This window comes from Streptomyces sp. NPDC001903, assembly GCF_042891345.1.
Taxonomy (GTDB): Bacteria; Actinomycetota; Actinomycetes; order Streptomycetales; family Streptomycetaceae; genus Streptomyces.
Window position 1 is genome coordinate 1 of the sequence record NZ_JBIASZ010000019.1, and the last position, 15,728, is coordinate 15,728.

Here is a 15,728-nt window from a genome sequence, read left to right on the forward strand (position 1 = left end):
AGGTGGGGGTCCCCCCGCCGAAGGCAGGGGGAGGAGGCGACGCTCGCGTCGTCGACCGACGACAACGCGGCGAGCGCGCGTGCCAGACCCCGCCGGCCAGAAGGGACTTTGACGACACCCCCTGGCAGGTGTACCCCGCACCAGGCGGTGCCTCAGACCGCCGTCCGGCCGACGGGGGTCAGGTCCATCGGCAGATCGCCGCGCGAGCTGATTTTGAGCTTGCGGTACACCCGGGTGAGGTGCTGTTCGACGGTGCTCACCGTGAGGAAGAGCTTCGCGGAGATCTCCCGGTTGGTGAGCCCCTGGGCCGCCAGCGTGGCCACCCGCTGCTCCGACCCGCTCAACTTGGCGCCGCCGCCGCCGCCGCCGGCCGCCGTCCGACCGCCCGCCGGCGCCCGGTCGCGTACGGGCGCGGTGAGGGGCGCGTCCGGGAGGATCTCCCGGCACAGGGCGAGGGCCTCGCCGTCCTTGGCGAGGTTCCAGGCGTTGCGGACCATGGTGTTGCCCTTGGCGGACCCCTCGGACTGGAGCGCGCGGCCGAGATCGGCCATCGCCCGGGCCGTCTCGACGCGGTCGCCCGAGCGGTGCAGCTCCTCGACGGCCTGGCCCAGCAGGGCGGTCCGACGGCGGGGCTCGCCGGTGAGGGCGCGCAGGCGCAGGGAGACACCGCGTACCCAGGGGCGCCGCGCGTCGGGGTGGGCGAGCTGGTCGAGGACGAGCTGCTCGGCCTGCCGGGCCTCGCCGAGGCGCAGCAGGGCCTCGGCGGCGTCGGTGCGCCAGGGGAGGTGGGCGGGGCGGTCGATGCCCCAGTCCGCCAGGAGGCGGCCGCTTTCGAGGAAGTCGGCGAGTGCGGCGTGGGGCTGGTTGACGGCGAGGCGGTGCAGGCCGCGGGCGCGCAGGTACGCCGGCCCGTGCAGGCTGGCCGGCAGCCGCGGCGGCAGCTGGCGGTCCGCCAGCCGTGAGGCCTCGGTGAAGCGGCCCAGCGCGCTGCACGCCCGGATCAGCACGGCCGTCGGGGCGCAGTGGAAGGCACTGCCGGTCCGGTCGGGGAGGGCCTGGAGCGCGGCGGTGGCGTGGGCGTGGGCCCCGGTGAGGTCGCCGAGGCGCAGCAGGGCCTCGGCGTGGAGGGTGGCGAACAGCGAGACCCAGCCGGGCGCGTGGGCCCGCTCGGCCTCCTCCAGCAGCTTCCGGCTCCAGGAGACGGCGCGGTCGGGCTGATCGGAGGCGGTCAGGGACCGTACGGCCTGGGCGAGCGGGGTGACGGTGGCGTCGGCCAGCCGGGTCCCCTGCAGCAACCGCTCGCTGACGGCCCCGGGCGTATCGAGATCGGTGTCGAACGCCGTCGCCGCACTCGCACCCGCGCCCGCGCCCGCCCCCGCGCCGGCGTCGGCGTCGGCTCCGGCGGCGTCGAGTGCCGCGGCCTCGCCGATCCGCCCCTGCGCGTACAGCAGTCCGACGAGCAGCCGGGTGTGCTCGGTGTGCGGCGGTGCGTCGCGGCGGTGGGCTTCGAGCAGGGCGCTGAGCCGGCGTTCGGCGGCCGCCGGGTCGAAGCGGGCCGCGACCTGGGCCAGGCGCAGCCGGATCCCGTGACGGGCGTGCGCGTCGGCGCCCGCCCGGAGGGCGAGTTCGAGGAGGCGCGTGGCGAGGTGGGCGTCGCCGTCGACGAGCAGGTCCTCGGCGGCCTCGCGCAGCACCTCCACGTCGGCGGGGTCGCCGGCGGCGTGGTCCGGCGCGGCCGGGTCCGACGGGGCGTGGTCGGCGGACGCGGCCAGCAGGTGCCCGGCGACGGTGGTGGCGGGCGCGCCGTCCTCGCGCAGCAGCCGGGCGGCCCGGCGGTGCAGGTCCGCGCGGGCCCCGGAGCCGGTGTCCTCCAGTACGGCGGCCCGCGCGGCGGGGTGCCGGAACCGGGCGCCGTCCGGCCCGGCCGCGATGTCCACGAGGCCCGCGGCCTCGAGGGCGGCCAGGGCCCGCCGGGTGGCCGCCGGGGAGCCGCCCAGGAGGCGTACGACCCGGTCCGGGGTGGCCTGTTCACCGAGTACGGCCGCCGTACGGGCCGCCGCGAGGGCGGTGGGGCCGCTCCGGTGCAGGCAGGTCGCGACGGCTTGGGCGTACGGGCCGCCCGCCTCGGGCGCGGGCGGCCGTCCGGCCCCGGTCTCCTCGACGAGGGCGCGCAGCAGCAGCGGGTTGCCACCGCTGATGCGGTGCAGATCGGCGACGGGCGGGAGCCCGCCGCTCGGCGCGGTCCCGTCGCCGGGCGCGGTCCCGCCGGCCGGGGTGGCCGTGGCGGGCGGCCGGAGGGCGGCGAGCGCCGCGGCCACCCCGGCGGGGGTGAGGCGGTCCAGGCGCAGGCGGGCGAAGTGCGGTTGGCGCATCAGCTCGGTGGTGAAGACCGGGTCGAGGTCCTCGGCGTGCGCGGTGCCGGTCAGCACGGTCAGCACGGCCGCCGTACGGGCGTGCCGGGCCAGGTACTGGAGGTACTGGAGGGAGGCGCCGTCGGCGTGCTGGATGTCGTCGACGACGAGCACGACGGGCCGTTGTGCGCTCAGCTCCCGCAGCCGCGCGCAGAAGGCCTGCATGGCCTCCACCCGCGCGGGCGGCGTGCCCGGACCGTCGGCGGCGGGCAGGGGCAGGGGCAGGGCGAAGCCCTCCTCCCCGTGCGCCAGTTGCCGCAGCACACCGAGGGCCACGTGGCGCTCCTCCGGGGAGGCGACCGCGGTCAGGACCAACGCCCCCGCCCCGCGCGCCCGTTCGGCGGCCGCGTCCGCCAGCGCGCTCTTGCCGCAGCCGGTGGCGCCCTCGGCCAGCACGATCCGCGCGCCTCCCTCGGCGCACTCCGCGAGCGCCGTGTCCAGCGCTCCGATCACCGCTTCCCTGCCCACCAGCGTCACGCGTGCCCCCGTCATCGGAACTCCACCCCTCACCCCGGTCAGGGTCGAAGCCGCGCCTACAGGGGTGGTCGAGCGCAGACGGAGCAGAAAGACCCCAGGCCCTGCGGGGTGGCCCCAGGGGGTGTCCGCCGGCACGCGGGGGAGCCCCCTGCTCCGCGGGGCCGGTTCCCGGGCCGCCCCCGGCGGCCGGGAGCCGCGGCTGCGAGCCGGTACCGATCGTTCCGCGGTGCGGTCTGTGGTGCTCCTCAAGCGGACTTCGAGGATTCCTCGACCCGGGGCGCCGAGCGTGACAGCGCCACGTCACCGCCGCCGCCAGCGGAAACACCTGTCACGAGAGGGCGATGCCGATGCCGATGGAAGACCCCCGATGCGACACGCCGCAGCGCATCACGGCGCCCGTCCACGTCACCGGCCCGGCCGGACCCTGGGAGGCCGTACGGGAGGGCATGGCCCTGCGCGGCAACGCCTCCGTCCACACCACCTGGGGCGAATGGCTCACCGCCGCCCTCGCGGAGCCCGCCCTGCGGCACCTCCTCGGCCGGGACTGGCAGCGCTACCGCCACACCACCGACCCGACCATCCGGTTCCGCTTCCTCGCCTCGCGGCTCGCGGTCCGCTACACGGCCGCCGCCGCCCTCGGGACCGACCCCGCCAAGCTGGACCTCTCGTACAAGCCGGGCGGGCGCCCGTACCTGCGCGGCCTGGACCAGATCGACCTCAGCCTCACCCACACCGACGACCTGATCGCGGTCGGCATCAGCCGCAACGGCCGCATCGGCATCGACACCGAACCCGCCGACCGCAGGCTGGCGTTCTCCCTGCTCCAGAACCAGGTGTGCACCGAGGCCGAGCGCGCCGAGCTCGCCGCCCTCCCCGAGGCGGAGCAGAGCGCCGGCATGCTGCGCCTGTGGACGCTGAAGGAGGCGTACACGAAGGCCCTCGGCCAGGGCCTGCGGATGGGTTTCTCCGAGTTCGGCTTCGCCGCGGGGAGTACGGGCGACACCGGTCTGCTCGCCCCCGACGGCACGCCCGCCGCCCACGGCGAGTGGGCCTTCGGCACCTACCCCGTCCTCGGCCGGTACCTCGTCAGCGTCGCCTGCCACGACGCGGGACTCGACCCGTCCCGGGACACGGCCGTGTCCACCATGCTCGACGAGGGCTTCGTCGCGATGGTCTCCGGGTTGCTGGACCCCGTCTGACCCCCGCCCGCGCCACCCGTTCCCCGTCCGACCCGCGTCCGACCCGCGTCTGACCTGCGTCCGACCCGCGTCTGACCTGCGTCCGACCCGCATCTGACTCCGCGTCCGACCTCGCGTCCGACTCCGCGTCCGATTCCGCGTCCGACCCAGGTCCGACCCCCCGTCGGGTCCCGCCCGGCGGGCCCCGGCCCGGGGAGCTCGACCCGCTCCCGGGCCGGAATCAAGCCAAGCTGTAGCGCCCCCGGTGAAGCTGGGCGACGCGACACCGGCCGGACCCGGTGCCTCTGTGTCGAAAGGGCCCGTATGAGCATCGTCGAGGAAAGACCACTGGAGACCGTACTCGCGCCGGACTCCCGACCCGCTGCGGACTCCCGACCCGCGGCCGCGATCTCCCCGCGCCGGGAGGAGACCCGCTTCGCCTCCCTGCGCGAGCGCACCGCGGAACTGCACGCCGTACGGGCGCTGGCCGAGGCCGGCCCGAGCGAGCGCGCCACCGCTGCCCAGCACTCGAAGGGCAAGCTGACCGCCCGCGAGCGGATCGAACTGCTCTTCGACGAAGGCACGTTCAACGAAGTCGAGCAGCTCCGCAAGCACCGCGCCACGGGCTTCGGCCTGGAGGACAAGAAGCCGCACACGGACGGGGTCGTCACGGGCTGGGGCAAGGTCCACGGCCGCACCGTCTTCGCCTACGCCCACGACTTCCGCATCTTCGGCGGCGCGCTGGGCGAGGCGCACGCCGAGAAGATCCACAAGCTGATGGACCTGGCCGAGGCGGCCGGCGCCCCGATCGTGGGCCTGTGCGACGGCGCGGGCGCCCGTATCCAGGAGGGCGTCACCGCGCTCGCCGGCTACGGCGGCATCTTCCAGCGCAACGTCCGCAACTCGGGCGTCATCCCGCAGATCTCCGTGATCCTGGGCCCGTGCGCCGGCGGCGCCGCGTACTCGCCCGCCCTCACGGACTTCGTCTTCATGGTGCGCGGCACCTCGCAGATGTTCATCACCGGCCCGGACGTGGTCCAGGCCGTGACCGGCGAGGCCGTCACGATGGAGCACCTCGGCGGGGCCGACAGCCACGCCGGAGCCTCGGGCGTGGCGGCGTTCGCGTACGACGACGAGCAGAGCTGCCTGGAGGACGTGCGCCACCTGCTGTCCCTGCTGCCCTCCAACAACCGCGAACTCGCCCCCGCCGGCGACCTCGAGGACCCGGTGGACCGGCGCTGCGAGAGCCTGCTGGACCTGGTCCCGGCCAAGCCCACCCAGGGCTACGACATCCGCGACCTCATCGAGGAGGTCGCGGACCACGGGGACTACTTCGAGGTCCACGCCCAGTGGGCCCAGAACGTCGTCTGCGCGCTGACCCGCCTCGGCGGCCACGTCGTCGGCATCGTCGCCAACCAGCCGGCCCACCTCGCGGGCGTCCTGGACATCCAGGCCTCCGAGAAGGCGGCCCGCTTCGTCCAGTTCTGCGACTCGTTCAGCATCCCGCTGGTCACGCTGATCGACGTCCCCGGCTTCCTGCCGGGCGTCGACCAGGAGCACAACGGCATCATCCGGCACGGCGCGAAGCTGCTGTACGCGTACTGCAACGCCACCGTCCCGCGGATCTCCCTGATCCTGCGCAAGGCCTACGGCGGCGCGTACATCGTCATGGACTCCCGCTCCATCGGCGCGGACGTGGCGCTGGCCTGGCCGTCGAACGAGATCGCGGTGATGGGTGCGGAGGGCGCGGCGAACGTCATCTTCCGGCGCGAGATCAACGCCTCGGACGATCCGGACGCCACGCGCGCGCAGAAGATCAAGGAGTACCAGACCGAGCTGATGCACCCGTACTACGCGGCCGAGCGCGGCCTCGTGGACGACGTCATCGACCCGGCCGAGACGCGTGCGCGGCTGATCTCCACGCTCGACATGCTGCGTACGAAGCACACGCAGCAGCCGAGCCGCAAGCACGGGAACGTGCCCCTGTGAGCGCCCCCGCGCCGGCTCCGGGCCCCACCCCGGACGCCGCCGGCGACGTGTCGGCCCTCGCCCTCGCGGCCTCGATCCGCATCACCAAGGGCAATCCGACGGCGGAGGAGGTCGCGGCCCTGGCCGTGCTCCTCACCGCCCGGATCCGGCTCCGGAACGAGGCGCAGACCCCACAGACGGAGGCCCGGGTGCACAAGCTGCCCCTGCGCCCCCGACCGTCCTTCATCGCGCCGGGCGCCTGGGCCTCGTAGGTCGTGTCGTCAAAGTCCCGTCTGGTCGCCCTTCGGGGGGCCGACGCTACTTTGACGACACTCCCCGGCCCTCACCCACCGCCCGCCCCCCACGCGAAGGACGATCCCGCACGCCGCCCGGCCACCCCCCCCAGGCCGGGCGGTCGGCGGCATGCCCGGGGCACCCCCTCCCGACCCGGGCATGCCGCCACACCCGATCAGCGCGGCTCGATCAGCGCGGCGACGCCGTCCAGGATCCGCTCCAGCCCGAAGTCGAGCGGATCGCCCGCACGCGGGGCGAAGGCCCCGCCCGCGATCGCCGCGGTCAGCGCGGGGAAGCGGTCGCCGTGCCGCTCCCAGACCTCCGCCGTGAGCCGGTTCCACTCCTCCCGCCCCTCCGCGTCGTCGTCGACGAGCTGCTGCGCCAGACCGCGTACGTGCCCGACGAGCAGCAGGAAGGCCGCGTGCTGCTGCGCGTACGGGAGCCCCGTGTCCGCCAGCGCGGCCAGGGCAGAGTCGAGCCACGCCAGTTGACGGGGGCCCATGAGCTGCCGGCGCATCCCGGTGGCGGCCACCATCCACGGCCGGCGCCGGTACTCCTCCCAGCACGCCCGCGCCCACACCTCCAGCCGCGGCCGCCAGCCCCCCGTCACGGCGGCGACGTCGGGAGCCGGCCCGAAGGCGGCGTCGACCATCAGGTCGAGCAGCTCGGCCTTGCCGGGGACGTAGCGGTACAGCGCCATGGTGGTCACGCCCAGCCGCGCGGCGACGCTCTGCATCGACAGTGCGTCCAGCCCCTCCTCGTCGGCGATGGCGAGCGCGCCCTCCACGATGCGCTCGACGCTCAACGAGGGCTTCGGGCCGCGCCTGGGCTGTCCCCGCTCTCCCCACAGGAGCGCCAGGCTGACCGCCGGATCACGCTTCTCGTCCCTGCTCCTGGGCATGTGGCCCGCTCCTCTGGATGGCTGCGCGCACCGGACCCGTTGACGGCACACCTCAGAACTGTCTATAACATAAACAGAATCGCTTAAGTGATACACAGTTCCTGGGGGTCCGTCATGCTCGCCACCGTCCTCGCCACCTCCGCCGTCCTCCTCGCCGCGCCGGTCACCGGCCTGCTGGGCCACCGCGCCGTGCGCCGCGCGAGGGGCGCCCGGCTCCTGCGCATCGACGGCCCGAACGGCATCGACGAGCAGGGATTCGTCCGGATCGGCGGCATCGAGCAGTGGATCTCGATCCGCGGCGAGGACACGGCCAACCCGGTGATGGTCGAGATCCACGGCGGACCCGGCGCCTCCCACTCGATCTTCGGCGCGCGCACCCGCTCCTGGGAGGAGCACTTCACGGTCGTGCGCTGGGACATGCGCGGCTCGGGCAAGACCTTCGGCCGCTCCGGCCCGCAGGGGCAGGGCGAGATGAGCTTCACCCGGCTGTACGAGGACGCCCTCGAGGTCACCCGGTACGCCCGCGAGCGGCTCCGCGCCGACCGGGTCGTCCTCGTCGCGAGCTCGCTCGGCAGCGTCTTCGGGCTGCGCCTGGCCCGCAGCCACCCCGAGCTGTACTGCGCGTACGTCGGCACCGACCAGAACATCCTGGACGCCGGCCGCGACACCTCCGTCCACGAGGCGCTGCTCGCCCGGCTGCGCGCGGCCGGCCGGCACGAGGACGCCGCCGCGGCGCAGGAAACGGGCGGCGACCCGCACGGGCTGACGGCCGATCAGCGGGCCGCGTACGACAAGCTGACCGTGACCTCCGACCCCCTGACGCTCGACACCCTCAAGCGGGTCGTCCTGGGCTCGCTCTGGCTCTCCCCGCTGCACTCGCTGCGGGAGATCGGCCAGTACTTCGCGGGCATGAAGTTCTCCGCGCGGCTGACCCCCGGCCTCGCCGCCTTCGACGACCGCGCCGACGGCACGCGCTTCGCGGTTCCGTTCTTCGTCTTCCAGGGCGACCGGGACGTCATCACCCCGCCCGGGCGCGCGCGGGCGTTCTTCGACGAGGTGGAGGCCCCGGTCAAGGAGTTCGCCCTGATCGAGGACGCGAGCCACTTCGCCGCGTTCCGCCACCCGGACCGGTTCCTGGAGCTGATGCTGACCCGGGTCCGCCCGGTGGTGGCCGGCCGGACCGTGTGAGAACGCGCTGTCGGGGCGGGGCGGGGCGGGGCGGGGCGGGGCGGGGCGGGGCCGGGGGCGCTGCGGCCGGGGCGGGGTCGCGGCCGGGCCGGGGCCGCCGCGGCCGGGAGGCGCCTCGCCGACTCGCCGACCTCCACGGCGCACCCGGCACCTCAGTCGAGGACGGCGGTGGCCTCGATCTCGACCAGGTGCTCGGGCACGTCGAGCGCCGCGACGCCCAGCAGGCTGGCCGGGGGGACGGGGCTGACGCCCAGCTTCGCCGCGGCCCGGGTGATCCCCTCCAGCAGCAGCGGCATCTTGTCGGGGGTCCAGTCGACGACGTACACGGTCAGCTTCGCCACGTCCTCGAAGGAGCCGCCGGCCCCGTCCAGGGCGGTGGCGACGTTGAGGTAGCACTGCTCGACCTGGGCCGCGAGGTCGCCCTCGCCGATCGTGGCCCCGTCGGCGTCCCAGGCGACCTGCCCGGCGACGAAGACCAGCTTCGAGCCGGACGCGATCGACACCTGCCGGTAGACGGGGATCTCGGGCAGTCCGGCGGGGTTCACCAGGGTGACGGCCATGATGCGGGCCTCCTTGTCACGGTCTCTTGTGGTTACCCAGGCACCGTAGGAGAGTGGTCGATGACATGGAAGAACGCACTTTTCGGTGACTGGGGAACCTGATGGTGACCAAGCGGCTCAGTGGCATGCGCGACGAGGCGGACCTGCGGCGCGCCGACTCCCTGGGGAGGGAGATCTTCTCCGGCGTCGCCAACAAATGGGCGCTCCTGATCATCGAGGCCATCGGCGACGACACCCTGCGCTTCAGCGAACTGCGCGACGCGGTCGAGGGCATCAGCCACAAGATGCTCACCCAGAACCTGCGCATGCTGGAGCGCTACGGACTGCTGGAGCGGACCGTGTACCCCACCGTGCCGCCGCGGGTCGAGTACACCCTCACCGAGCCGGGCAGGGCGCTGCGCGCGACGATCGAGGGGCTGTGCGACTGGACGCACCGGTACGTCGGCGAGATCGAGGCCTCGTGCCGCCGCTTCGACGCCGGAGAGTGACGCCGGAGAGCAGGGGTGTCGCGGTGCGTTAGGAGCGCCGGTGCTGGCCGTGGTGGTCGGCGATGGCCTCCGCCGAGGCGCGGCGGGCGACCGCGGCCAGGACGGGGTTGGTCACGCGGTAGTAGTGCTCCGCGGTGAGGCCGAAGCGCAGGGCCCAGCCGCGGCCGCGGGCCCATGTGGCGTCGTCCACGCCGACCGCCTCGCGGAACGCCTCGCGGGTGTCGGCGGTCAGCAGGGTCCAGGCCGGCATGACATCGCACGCGGGGTCGCCGACGCCCACCACGCCGAAGTCGATGACCGCGCTGAGCCGGCCCCGGTGGCCGAGGAGGTTCCCCGGCAGCAGGTCGCCGTGGAGCCAGACGGGTGCGCCCTCCCACTGCGGTACGCGAACGGCCGCCTCCCATGCGGCGGTTGCGGCCTCCGCGTCCAGCGTGCCGTCGGCGCCCAGGTCCCTGATCGCCGCGCGGACCTCGGTGTCGGCCGTGTCCACCCGGCCGCCGCGGAAGGAGCGCGGTGCGCCGGTGGTGTCGATGCGGTGGAGCGCCGCGACGAACTGGCCCAACCGGGCGGCGGTTTCGTGCAGTTCGGTCAGGGGTCGGTCGTGGAGGTTGTCGCCGTCGAGCCACCGGTAGACGGACCAGGCGAAGGGGTATCCCTCGGCCGGAGCCCCCTGTCCCAGCGGGGTGGGTACGGGCAGGGGCAGGTGGGGTGCGAGGTGCGGCAGCCACCGCTGTTCCTTGGCGACCTGGCCCTCGGCGTCGGGGATGCGGGGCAGGCGTACGGTCATGTCCTCGCCCAGCCGGTACATCGCGTTGTCGGTGCCGGCCGAGCGCACCTTCCGTACGGGCAGCCCCGCCCACTGCGGGAACTGCGCCGCGACCAACTGCTCGACGAGCGTCTCGTCGATGTCGACCTCGTCGGCGTGCATCTTCGTGTTCGTGCCAGGCATGGGGCGGACCGTACCCGCGACATGGGTGGCCGTGCCACGGGTTTTCGGCGGTGCGGGCCGCGAAGCGGGAAGAACCCATCAAATTCGATACATCTGTTCTGATGTAAGGTCGGGCCCATGAACGGAGTGCAGCTCTTCCTGCTGGGCCGGACGCTGATGAAGATCGGCGAGGAGGCCATCCCGACCGGCGGAGTCGGCAAGCGCACGACGAGCACGCGATCGGTCCTGATCGTGATGCTCGACGTCTACGCCCACCCCGACACCACCGTCGGCGAGATCGCCGTCCGCACGGGCCTGCCGCAGAGCGCCGTGTCCGCCTGCGTGGCCCGGCTGCGCGAGACCGGCTCCGTGGTCACCGCGACCGACCCCCGCGACCGGCGGCGCACCCTCGTCCGGCGCGACCCCGAGATGTCCGACCGGCGGGCGGAGGTCGCCTCCGCCTCCGTCGAGGGGGCCCTGTCCACCGCGCTCGGTACCCGCGACCCCGCCGAACTCGCCGAGGTCGTCGCCCTGTTGGAGGCCCTCGCGGAGCGCCTCTCGCCCGACGTGCTGGCCCGCCTCACCCCGGACGCCGCGGATACCCGCTAGGTTGCGACGATGGATCGCCTGACCGAACCGCCCGAGAGCCCCGCCCGGCCTGCGGATGCGGCCCGGGTGAACGACTACGACAGCTTCGCCGAGGCGTACGCGGCGGAGAACGAGAACAGCCTCGTGAACGCGTACTACGAGCGGCCGGCGATGCTGGCCCTCGCCGCGGACGTGACCGGCCGTCGGATCCTGGACGCCGGCTGCGGCTCGGGTCCCCTGTCCGCCGCACTGCGCGACCGCGGAGCGGTCGTCACCGGCATCGACGCCAGCGCCGCGATGGTGGCGCTGGCGAGGCGGCGGCTGGGCGGCGACGCGGCGCTGCACGTCGCCGCCCTGGGCGACCGCCTGCCGTTCGACGACGGCGCGTTCGACGACGTCGTCGCGTCGCTGGTGCTGCACTACCTGGAGGACTGGGGGCCGGCGCTGGCCGAGTTGCGGCGAGTGCTCCGGCCCGGCGGCCGGCTGATCGCCTCGGTGGACCACCCCTTCGTGGCCTACACGGCTCGGGAACCCCGGCCCGACTACTTCGCGACCACCAGCTATGCCTTCGACTGGACGTTCGGCGGGCGGTCCGTCCCGATGAGGTTCTGGCGCAAGCCGCTGCACGCGATGACCGACGCCTTCACCGCCGCCGGCTTCCGCCTCTCCGCCCTCACCGAGCCGCGGCCCGACCCGGCCGCGCGGGAGCTGTTCCCCGACGACTTCGAAGCCCTGTCGACCGGAACCTGCTTCCTCTTCTTCACCCTCGAGGTGCCGGCCTCGTCCGCCTAGGGGGTGTCGTCAAAGTAGCTTCGTCCGCCCGTGAGGGCGGGGGCCGGGGCGGGGGCCGGGGCGGGGGCCGGGTTCTTCGTGTGGTTGCGTACGAGCAGGCACAGCAGCAACGCGGCGCCCAGGGCCGCGATCGGCAGCGCCGCCGTCATGTGCAGGGTGGCGACGAAGGCATCCGCGTACGCCTTCCCCGCGGCGAGTTCCGCGGCCAGCCGCCCCTGCAGCAGCGCCCCGACCGTGGCCGCCCCGATGACCGAGCCGATCTGACGGACCGTGTTGTTCACCCCGGAGGCCGCACCGGCCAGCCGCGGCTCCACGTTCCGCATCGCCTCCGTCGACATCGGCGCCACCACGCACCCGACCCCCAGGCCCGTCACCGCCGTCGCCGGCACGAACAGGTACCAGGGCGTCGCGGGCCCGGCGATCAGCACGATCGCCACCATCCCCGCCGCGTACAGCGAAAGCCCGGCCATCAGCAGGAACTTGCCGCCGATCCGGTCCGACAGCCGCCCCGCGAAGGGGCCCACCGCCATCGACACGAGCGAGGACGGCGCGAGCACCAGACCCGCCTGCAGCGCGCTCATGTGCAGTACCGTCTGCAGGTACAGGTTGAACGGCAGCACCAGCCCGATCATCGCCATCGACACGAGCGCCACGAGCGCGGTCATCACGGTGAAGTTCCGGTCGCGGAACAGCGCGAACGGCACCAGCGGCTCACGGTCCTGCTTCCCGCGCTGGTGTACGAGGAACCCCGCGGCCAGCGCGACCCCGGCGGCCAGCAGCCCCCAGATCCCCGCGCCCCACCCGTACCGCTCGCCCTCCTGCAGCCCGAACGCGAGGCAGAAGAGCGCGCCGGTCGCGATCAGCACCCCCACGAGGTCGAACGTGCGGCCGCGCCCGTTGCGCACGTCCGGCACCACCAGGTACGTGAGCACCAGCGCGGCCACGCCGATCGGCACGTTGACCAGGAAGATCCACCGCCAGCCGACGGTCGACACGAGGATGCCGCCCAGCGTGGGCCCCGACAGCGTGGCGAGTCCGGCGACCATCCCCCAGACGCCCATGGCGGTGCCGCGCCGCTGCGCGGGGAAGACCGAGACGATCAGCGCCATGGTCTGCGGCGCCAGCAGCGCGGCCCCCAGCCCCTGCAGTCCGCGGGCCGCGATCAGCAGGCCCGCGCTCGGCGCGAGCCCGCACGCCACGCTGGCCAGCGTGAACACCGCCACGCCGCAGGCGAAGAGCCTGCGCGGCCCCCACAGGTCGCCGAGCCGTCCCGCGGTGATCAGGAGTACGGCCGGCACCAGCGCGTAGCCGCTGACCACCCACAGGGTCTGGTCCAGGGAAGCCCCCAGGGCGTCGATCATCTCCGGGATGGCGATGTTCACGATGGTCAGGTCCAGCAGCGTCATGAAGAACCCCAGTGACACGGTCACCAGGACCGCCCAGGGATTGCCGGCCCACTTGCGCATGTCGTCCCCACTCCTGCGTCCCCGCCCCCGGCACTCTCCGGTGGCCACGGCTCGAAAGTAGTCCATCTTTTTTGATGCATCAAGAGTGATGCATCAAAAAAGATGGATCCGAGATCCCGTGAGGAGGCCTGTGAACGGGCCAATCCCCGCGGATTGGCCGGTGACCCCTCCCCGCGCAGCTGAGAGGCTGGTCCCTCGAACGTCATGCTCAGGAGGTCGTGATGCAGGTAGCGGTGGTCACTTTCGACGGGTTCAACGAGCTCGACAGCTTCATCGCGTCGGCCCTGATCAACCGGTGCCGCAAGGACGGCCTGGAAGCCTTCATCACCACGCCGACGCCCGTGGTGACCTCGATGAACGGCGTCGAGGTCACCGGCCAGCGCCCCATGGAGTTCATCCCCGACGCCGACGTCGTCCTGATCGGCAGCGGGGTGAAGACGCGCGACGTGGTCGCCGACGACCGGCTGCTCGCCATGCTGCCCCTGGACCCGGAGCGCCAGCTGATCGGCTCGCAGTGCTCCGGCGCGCTGGTCCTCGCCCGGCTCGGGCTGCTGGGCGGGATGCCGGCGTGCGCGGACCTGACGAGCCGGCCGTACGTCGAGGCCTGCGGCGTCACCGTGCTGGACGCCCCCTTCCACTCCGAGGGCAACATCGCCACGGCCGGCGGCTGCCTGGCCTCGCAGTACCTGGCCACATGGGTGATCACCCGTACGCTCGGCGAGGAGGCCGCGCGCGGCGCCATCGGCTACGCGGCCCCCGTGGGCGAGCAGCAGGAGACGGTGGAGCGTGCACTGCGCGCCGTCCGCGCGGAGCGGCCCGTACGGGTCTGACCGCGTCAGGCGCGGTTCGCGGAGGCGCCGAGCCAGAACCAGACCCACTTGCCGGCCCCGTCCGTGGCCACGCCCCAGGACTGGCTGAGGGCGGCGATCAGCCCGAGCCCCCGCCCGGACTCGCGCTTCGGGCAGCCCGCGGGGGCCTGGTGCGCGGGGCCGAGGTGGGGAGCTTCGTCACGCAGGGCGCACAGCAGCCTGTCGCTCCCCGCTTCGAAGTCGACCACCATCCGGATGTGCGTGCTCACGGTGTGCCGGACCGCGTTGCTGACCGCTTCGGTCACGAGGAGGCGGGCGTCGTCCGCGAGCGCGCTGCCGATGCCGGCTTCGGACAGGGCCCGCCGGGCCGAACGGGCGGCCTCGGGCGTGGCGGCGAGCGTGATGTCAAGGCGGTGAGCAGGCACGGGTGCCTCCGATCCCAGCAGGTCCCCCCTGCGGTTGCGGTGTTTCCACGCTAGGTCCGCCACCGGTTCGGTCGCACCGCCCGGACGGCCGATCCCGGCCGCCCGCGACTCGTCCCTTCGGCTGGCCGGCCGGCCAGCCGCCTCGCCCCGCCCGGTCCGGTCCGGCGCGGTGCTACGGCGTGCCGGGGAGCCGGACCGTGACGAGGAGCCCTCCGTCGGGGCGGGGGAGGAGGCCGAGGGTCCCGTCGTGGGCGCGGACGATGCTGTGCACGATGGCCAGGCCGAGACCGACGCCGGCGTGCTCGTCCGTCCGTACGCGTTCCGTTCCGCGCCGGAAGGGTTCGGTGAGGGTCGCCACCAGTTCCGGCGGGAGCCGGGGGCCCGTGTTCTCGACCCGCAGCACGCTCGTGTCGCCGTACGCCTCGGTGTGGACCGTCACGGCGCCGCCGGCGGGGAGGTTGTGGACGACGGCGTTCTGGACGAGGTTCGTCACCATCCGCAGCAGCAGCTCCGCGGAGCCGGTGGTGGGGGCCGCCCCGCCGGTGACGTCGAGCGTGATCCGGCGCTGCTCCGCGAGGGGGAGCAGCGTTTCCGCGGCCTCTTCGGCCAGGAGGGAGAGGTCGACGCCCTCGGGGCGGAAGGAGCCGCTGTCGCCGCGGCTGAGCAGCAGGAGGGCCTCGGTGAGGTCGATCGCCCGCGTGTTGACCGCGTACAGGCGCTCGATGAGTTCGCCCCGGTCCCGAGCCGGGTCCTTGCGGGCGACGTCGAGGAGGGTGCGCGAGATCGCCAGCGGGGTGCGCAGCTCGTGGGAGGCGTTCGCGGCGAACCGCTGCTGCTCGGCGACGTGGGACTCGAGCTGCCCGAGCATCGAGTCGAAGGCGTCGGAGAGTTCACGGAATTCGTCCTGGCGGCCCTCCATGCGGATCCGGTGGGACAGGGACCCGCTCCCGGCCTTGCGCGCCGCGTCGCCGATCAGGATGAGCGGGGCGAGCATCCGGCCGGCGAGGATCCATCCCCCGACGAGGCCGAACACGAGCAGGAAGGCCATCGCCACGGCCGCGGCGGGGGCGAAGGTGTGCACCAGGAGGTAGCGGTTGGGCGAGATCCCGAGCAGGCCCTTGGAGTTGTCGGGTACGTAGCGCAGCAGGAACACCCACACCACGGCCAGCAGGAGGGCGCCGGCGACGGCCAGGAACCCGACGTAGCTGAGGGTGAGCTTCAGCCGGGCGCTGAGCCCGGGGCGTCTGTCCATGCG

At 73.9% G+C, this 15,728-nt stretch carries 15 protein-coding genes; 8 read left to right on the plus strand and 7 right to left on the minus strand.

Going from position 1 to position 15,728, the window contains the following annotated elements; all coding sequences use genetic code 11:
* Window positions 1–152: 152 nt before the first annotated feature.
* Complete coding sequence (locus tag ACFYZS_RS32240) at window positions 153–3,023, minus strand: BREX system ATP-binding domain-containing protein (protein ID WP_389020356.1); 2,871 nt, start codon at window positions 3,021–3,023, stop codon at window positions 153–155.
* Between the two features lie 218 nt (window positions 3,024–3,241).
* Here ACFYZS_RS32240 and ACFYZS_RS32245 point away from each other — a divergent pair, with 218 nt between their 5' ends.
* From ACFYZS_RS32245 to ACFYZS_RS32255, 3 genes are all read left to right on the plus strand, one after another.
* Complete coding sequence (locus ACFYZS_RS32245) at window positions 3,242–4,087, plus strand: 4'-phosphopantetheinyl transferase family protein (RefSeq protein ID WP_389020359.1); 846 nt, start codon at window positions 3,242–3,244, stop codon at window positions 4,085–4,087.
* 303 nt (window positions 4,088–4,390) lie between these two features.
* On the plus strand, window positions 4,391–6,055 hold the full coding sequence (locus ACFYZS_RS32250; protein ID WP_331742166.1) for an acyl-CoA carboxylase subunit beta: 1,665 nt from the start codon (window positions 4,391–4,393) through the stop codon (window positions 6,053–6,055).
* Complete coding sequence (locus ACFYZS_RS32255) at window positions 6,052–6,306, plus strand: acyl-CoA carboxylase subunit epsilon (protein ID WP_389020362.1); 255 nt, start codon at window positions 6,052–6,054, stop codon at window positions 6,304–6,306. Before ACFYZS_RS32250 ends, ACFYZS_RS32255 begins: the two co-directional genes overlap by 4 nt.
* 197 nt (window positions 6,307–6,503) lie before the next feature.
* On the opposite strand, the gene ACFYZS_RS32260 is transcribed toward ACFYZS_RS32255, so the two are convergent.
* The gene (locus ACFYZS_RS32260; RefSeq protein ID WP_389020365.1) at window positions 6,504–7,229 is read right to left on the minus strand and encodes a TetR/AcrR family transcriptional regulator; all 726 of its coding nucleotides are present in this window, start codon (window positions 7,227–7,229) and stop codon (window positions 6,504–6,506) included.
* Window positions 7,230–7,316: 87 nt separating this feature from the next.
* Here ACFYZS_RS32260 and ACFYZS_RS32265 point away from each other — a divergent pair, with 87 nt between their 5' ends.
* Window positions 7,317–8,417, plus strand: coding sequence for an alpha/beta fold hydrolase (locus ACFYZS_RS32265; RefSeq protein ID WP_389020367.1), 1,101 nt, complete (start codon window positions 7,317–7,319; stop codon window positions 8,415–8,417).
* Between the two features lie 152 nt (window positions 8,418–8,569).
* On the opposite strand, the gene ACFYZS_RS32270 is transcribed toward ACFYZS_RS32265, so the two are convergent.
* A complete protein-coding gene (locus tag ACFYZS_RS32270; RefSeq protein ID WP_389020370.1) occupies window positions 8,570–8,977 on the minus strand; it encodes a RidA family protein in 408 nt (135 codons plus the stop codon).
* 101 nt (window positions 8,978–9,078) lie between these two features.
* On the opposite strand from ACFYZS_RS32270, the gene ACFYZS_RS32275 reads away from it, so the two are divergent.
* Window positions 9,079–9,465 (plus strand): winged helix-turn-helix transcriptional regulator, encoded by a 387-nt coding sequence (locus ACFYZS_RS32275; protein ID WP_389020373.1) that lies wholly within the window; start codon window positions 9,079–9,081, stop codon window positions 9,463–9,465.
* Window positions 9,466–9,493: 28 nt separating this feature from the next.
* Here the strand turns inward: ACFYZS_RS32275 and ACFYZS_RS32280 are convergent, their stop codons facing one another.
* Window positions 9,494–10,414 (minus strand): aminoglycoside phosphotransferase family protein, encoded by a 921-nt coding sequence (locus ACFYZS_RS32280; RefSeq protein WP_389020376.1) that lies wholly within the window; start codon window positions 10,412–10,414, stop codon window positions 9,494–9,496.
* Window positions 10,415–10,531: 117 nt separating this feature from the next.
* Here ACFYZS_RS32280 and ACFYZS_RS32285 point away from each other — a divergent pair, with 117 nt between their 5' ends.
* Both ACFYZS_RS32285 and ACFYZS_RS32290 read left to right on the plus strand, forming a co-directional pair.
* Window positions 10,532–11,002: a MarR family transcriptional regulator gene (locus ACFYZS_RS32285; protein WP_389020379.1), complete on the plus strand. Its 471-nt coding sequence runs from the start codon at window positions 10,532–10,534 to the stop codon at window positions 11,000–11,002.
* Between the two features lie 9 nt (window positions 11,003–11,011).
* Window positions 11,012–11,773, plus strand: a complete 762-nt coding sequence (locus tag ACFYZS_RS32290; RefSeq protein ID WP_389020381.1) for a methyltransferase domain-containing protein — start codon at window positions 11,012–11,014, stop codon at window positions 11,771–11,773.
* Here ACFYZS_RS32290 and ACFYZS_RS32295 read toward each other — a convergent pair.
* Complete coding sequence (locus ACFYZS_RS32295; protein WP_389020384.1) at window positions 11,770–13,239, minus strand: DHA2 family efflux MFS transporter permease subunit; 1,470 nt, start codon at window positions 13,237–13,239, stop codon at window positions 11,770–11,772. The genes ACFYZS_RS32290 and ACFYZS_RS32295 overlap by 4 nt on opposite strands.
* A gap of 221 nt (window positions 13,240–13,460) precedes the next feature.
* Between ACFYZS_RS32295 and ACFYZS_RS32300 the strand changes: the two genes are divergently transcribed.
* Window positions 13,461–14,069 carry a DJ-1/PfpI family protein gene (locus ACFYZS_RS32300; RefSeq protein WP_389020387.1) on the plus strand — a complete coding sequence of 203 codons (609 nt, stop codon included), beginning with the start codon at window positions 13,461–13,463 and terminating at the stop codon, window positions 14,067–14,069.
* A 5-nt stretch (window positions 14,070–14,074) separates the two neighbouring features.
* On the opposite strand, the gene ACFYZS_RS32305 is transcribed toward ACFYZS_RS32300, so the two are convergent.
* Window positions 14,075–14,473 carry an ATP-binding protein gene (locus ACFYZS_RS32305; RefSeq protein ID WP_389020390.1) on the minus strand — a complete coding sequence of 133 codons (399 nt, stop codon included), beginning with the start codon at window positions 14,471–14,473 and terminating at the stop codon, window positions 14,075–14,077.
* 172 nt (window positions 14,474–14,645) lie between these two features.
* Complete coding sequence (locus ACFYZS_RS32310) at window positions 14,646–15,725, minus strand: sensor histidine kinase (RefSeq protein WP_389020393.1); 1,080 nt, start codon at window positions 15,723–15,725, stop codon at window positions 14,646–14,648.
* Window positions 15,726–15,728 lie beyond the last annotated feature (3 nt).

What these genes read in the sequence shown, in the direction of transcription:
- ACFYZS_RS32245 (WP_389020359.1), top strand. Translation starts at nt 3,242, where the DNA reads ATGGAAGACCCCCGATGCGACACGCCGCAGCGCATCACGGCGCCCGTC.
- ACFYZS_RS32250 (WP_331742166.1), top strand. Translation starts at nt 4,391, where the DNA reads ATGAGCATCGTCGAGGAAAGACCACTGGAGACCGTACTCGCGCCGGAC.
- ACFYZS_RS32260 (WP_389020365.1), bottom strand. Translation starts at nt 7,229, where the DNA reads ATGCCCAGGAGCAGGGACGAGAAGCGTGATCCGGCGGTCAGCCTGGCG.
- ACFYZS_RS32270 (WP_389020370.1), bottom strand. Translation starts at nt 8,977, where the DNA reads ATGGCCGTCACCCTGGTGAACCCCGCCGGACTGCCCGAGATCCCCGTC.
- ACFYZS_RS32275 (WP_389020373.1), top strand. Translation starts at nt 9,079, where the DNA reads ATGGTGACCAAGCGGCTCAGTGGCATGCGCGACGAGGCGGACCTGCGG.
- ACFYZS_RS32280 (WP_389020376.1), bottom strand. Translation starts at nt 10,414, where the DNA reads ATGCCTGGCACGAACACGAAGATGCACGCCGACGAGGTCGACATCGAC.
- ACFYZS_RS32285 (WP_389020379.1), top strand. Translation starts at nt 10,532, where the DNA reads ATGAACGGAGTGCAGCTCTTCCTGCTGGGCCGGACGCTGATGAAGATC.
- ACFYZS_RS32290 (WP_389020381.1), top strand. Translation starts at nt 11,012, where the DNA reads ATGGATCGCCTGACCGAACCGCCCGAGAGCCCCGCCCGGCCTGCGGAT.
- ACFYZS_RS32295 (WP_389020384.1), bottom strand. Translation starts at nt 13,239, where the DNA reads ATGCGCAAGTGGGCCGGCAATCCCTGGGCGGTCCTGGTGACCGTGTCA.
- ACFYZS_RS32300 (WP_389020387.1), top strand. Translation starts at nt 13,461, where the DNA reads ATGCAGGTAGCGGTGGTCACTTTCGACGGGTTCAACGAGCTCGACAGC.
- ACFYZS_RS32310 (WP_389020393.1), bottom strand. Translation starts at nt 15,725, where the DNA reads ATGGACAGACGCCCCGGGCTCAGCGCCCGGCTGAAGCTCACCCTCAGC.